This window comes from Pseudomonas sp. K5002, assembly GCF_013386655.1.
Classification (GTDB): domain Bacteria; phylum Pseudomonadota; class Gammaproteobacteria; order Pseudomonadales; family Pseudomonadaceae; genus Aquipseudomonas.
In genome coordinates, this window is sequence record NZ_JACARK010000638.1 from 1 (window position 1) to 3,303 (window position 3,303).

The following is a 3,303-nucleotide window of genomic DNA, read 5'->3' on the forward strand; positions in this document are numbered from 1 at the left end:
CGGTCGGCGTCGTCGGGCTTGGCGGCCACCAGGGCGCGGGTGCGCTGCACCGCTTCAGCGGTCTGGCCGGCGTCCGCCTGGGTCAGGGCCAGGCCGAGTTGCAGGTCCGGGTTATTCGGCTCGCGCAGCAACGCCTGGCGATACACGGCAATCGCCGGTTCCCAACGCTGCTGGTTGCGATAGGTGCGGGCGACGGTGGCCAGCGCCTGGGTGGTGAGGGTGCGTGAGCGGCCCTGGGCCTCGTAGACCGTCAGCACCTCGGCGTCCTGGCGCGCCCAGCTGGCAATCAACAGGTGATCGCTGACCTGCCCCGGCGTCTGGCGCTCGGCGGGCATTTGGCGCAACAGGTTGAGGGCCGGACCATAGTTGCCACTGCGGGCCTGGTTGATCAGCGAATCATAGGCCGCATCGGCCGATGCCACGACGGGCCAGAGCAGTTGGCTGCACAGGGCCAGGCGGATAAACGGATGAATATTACGCGACATGTCGTCAGCTTCCTCACCAGGGAAAGCTGTAGCGATAAGTTCACCTGCACGACACTCCAGGCGGCCGGCATCTGATGACGCGGCCAAGCTTTCCCGGGGCGCAATATCCTTGAGGGGGGTACAAAAAAGGCCAATTCAGAACAATTGTTCAGAATTGGCCTACATCATTTTGAGCCGAGTCTTATTGAGCGCCGCTGACCGCGCCGAACTTGCCCAGCACAAAACCAATGAATTGCTCGACGGTCATTTTCTGGCCGTTGAAGGTCACTTCATTGTTGGCGTAGTGCAGCTTGGACACGATATCGGTACCCACCAGGGTCGCCAGTTGAGTACCCACGGCCATGCCGCTGATCATCTCGCTGGCCATCTGGGATTGCTGCTCGATGGCTTTCGGGTCGGTCACACCACCGATCTGCGCCTGCAGGCCGGCAACGTCCTGGATCATCGGCTTGGACAGGGTCAGGTTGGCGTCCAGCAGCGCAACGATTTGCTTGCCCAGTTCAACCGGCGGCAGGTCCATGCTCGACGGCTTGGCGAAGTCCGCCACCAGGTTGAAGCGGCTCTCGCCATTGGTGGTTTTCAGCGACAGGTTTTCTACCGCCACTTGCGGCTTGGCAGCCAGCAGTTGGTCGACGTTGGCCTGGGCCAGGGTCTGCTCGGCTTCGGTCAGTTGCAACTCAGGCACGGGCTGGCCAGCAGCGGCAGCGGCCTGGGCCGGCTGTACTTTTTCCTGGTAGAGCTTGGTCAGTACCAGCATCGACGGGATGTCGACGTTCTTCATGCTGACGGCCATGGCCGCCGAACCCACTGGCTTGCCCTGGTAACCGATCTCGTCGATCTTGTAGTCGACGCGGCCGGCCAGGTTGTTGTCCTTGGTTTCGCTGCTGTCTTTCTGCTCAAAGTTCTTGAGAGTCAGCACTGCTTGCTGCGGGCCGAAGGTGACCTTGGTGTTGGTCAGCTCGACGGTGTTTTGCCCGGTGTAGAAACCGAAGGTGGTTTTTTCCAGGTTGCTGGCGATGGTCAGGCCGCTCAGCTCCGCATCCAGCTTGGCGTTGTTGGCATCGACAACCGAGACCTTGAGGCTGTCCATGTAGCCGCTGGCCTTGACCTTCTTGCCTTCGGCGGTGGAGTCGAAGTCGAGGTTGGCGCCGGAGAAGCTCACGGCCGACTTGTCGTCCTTGAGTTCCAGGGGCAGCAGTTCAACGTTGCCGGTCACCGAGCGGTCATAGCCGATGTTGGCCACGCCTTTGAGGGGCGACACGTCCTTGCTGGCAGCGAACCATTTTTCGGTGGTGGGGTTTTTCTCGAGTTCGTAGTGACTGGTGGCCATGACCGGCAGCCACTTCAGCGACACCAGGCGCGAGAACGGCAGCGGGCCGTGTTCGATATGGTCGACGAACAGCAGTTCGGTGTCCTGATGATTTTCGCCGAACACCGCGCCCTGGGCCTTGAGGCGATAGTGGGCGGTGCTGCTGAACAGCTGACGGTCGAGGGAGACCAGTTCGAGGGTCACAGTGCCGTCGACACCGGCCATGGAGGTCTGCAGTTCCTTGTTGGCGTCCTGGATGGCGGTTTGCAGCACCGGCTCCAGTTGCTTGCCGGTGTACCAGGCACCGCCTGCGCTGATTGCACCAATGGCGACGACGATACCCAAGAGAACGACTGCTGGCTTATTCATGTAGTGACCTGATCAAATCCTGTGAAGTGGGCTGTCTTCCCTGAACCCCGAAGGGTGTCGGCTCAAGCCCGCCGAAATCCGGGGAAGATTAGCATTGGCTGGCGTATGCAGCCCAATTTTTCAATAGGCGCAGACTTCAGCGCTGAACGGTAAAGTGCCTTCGCGAGCAAGCCCGCTCCCACATTCGAGTGAGTTCCATCTTTGGAATGCAGTCGAGTGTGGGAGCGGGCTTGCTCGCGAAGGCGTCAGTACAGACACCACAGATTTCAGGAATACTCGGTTTCGATCTCATCGAGTTGATGGTCAAAGCTCTTCAGCCGTGCCGTCCACGTATACACCAGCACCTCAAACTCACGGTGAATCACCGCATTGCCCGGCGTATCCGACTTGGGATCATAAAAATCCAGCTGGTAACGCTCCCGCGCCATCGCAGTGGCCACATCGGATAATTCCCGGGCGTTATTCAGCCAATGCCGTCCGTCGGCGACTTGCCGATCAAGCATCACGCATTGTTTTTTCAGGGCTTCGAGGCTTTTTTCCAGCGGTGTGCCGGTCAGTTCGCCCATGACTTCCTGGAAGGTGCGCCCCGGCTGCCAGTAGCTGCCCCAGAAGTAGCGGTCGAACACCGTCTCGACCCGGCGCAGGGCAACCTTGGTATCCCAGATCGCCACGCGGGTCTTGCCTTGTTCGAGCAGTCTTCGCTTGATTCGCTGGCCCTGGTAGGAGGCCCAGGCCACCACGCCGATGGACAGCACCGCGATCAGCGCGCTGGCGCTGTCGAGGAACACCATGGCCTTGTCGATTTGATGGGCCAGCATGATGCCGTAGAAGTAAGTCGCCGATAGCAACACCAGTGCGAAGAACACGCACCAGAAAGCGGGAGCATAAGGGTTTTTCATTATTGGAATCCCCATGAGCAAACGCGAGCAGTGACCAGCGGACCATCACGTAAGTCCGCCTGTCAAAGCATAGCAATCAGCTCAGGGTTTGCTGGCTTGTGTGGCTTGCGTTCGTCCACTTTCCCAGCCGCCGCCCAGGGCCAGGAACAAATCGATCTGGCTCATGGCAACCTGGGTGTTCGCCGCGGCCAGTTGCGCCCGCACGTCGGTGTAGGTACGCGTGGCTTGCAGGTCGGCCAGG

The 3,303-nt window shown here is 60.3% G+C and carries 3 protein-coding genes and 1 pseudogene; all 4 read right to left on the reverse strand.

From position 1 onward, the window contains the following. Positions 1–485, reverse strand: a 485-nt coding sequence (locus tag HX846_RS25200) for a tetratricopeptide repeat protein (protein WP_178966314.1), incomplete at its 3' end; no start/stop codon positions are given. A 181-nt stretch (positions 486–666) separates the two neighbouring features. Beyond that, complete coding sequence (locus tag HX846_RS25205) at positions 667–2,163, reverse strand: YdgA family protein (RefSeq protein ID WP_087693604.1); 1,497 nt, start codon at positions 2,161–2,163, stop codon at positions 667–669. Between the two features lie 266 nt (positions 2,164–2,429). Next, positions 2,430–3,062 (reverse strand): hypothetical protein, encoded by a 633-nt coding sequence (locus tag HX846_RS25210; RefSeq protein WP_003218188.1) that lies wholly within the window; start codon positions 3,060–3,062, stop codon positions 2,430–2,432. A gap of 81 nt (positions 3,063–3,143) precedes the next feature. Continuing rightward, positions 3,144–3,303: pseudogene (locus tag HX846_RS39735) on the reverse strand (TolC family protein); the annotation flags it as partial.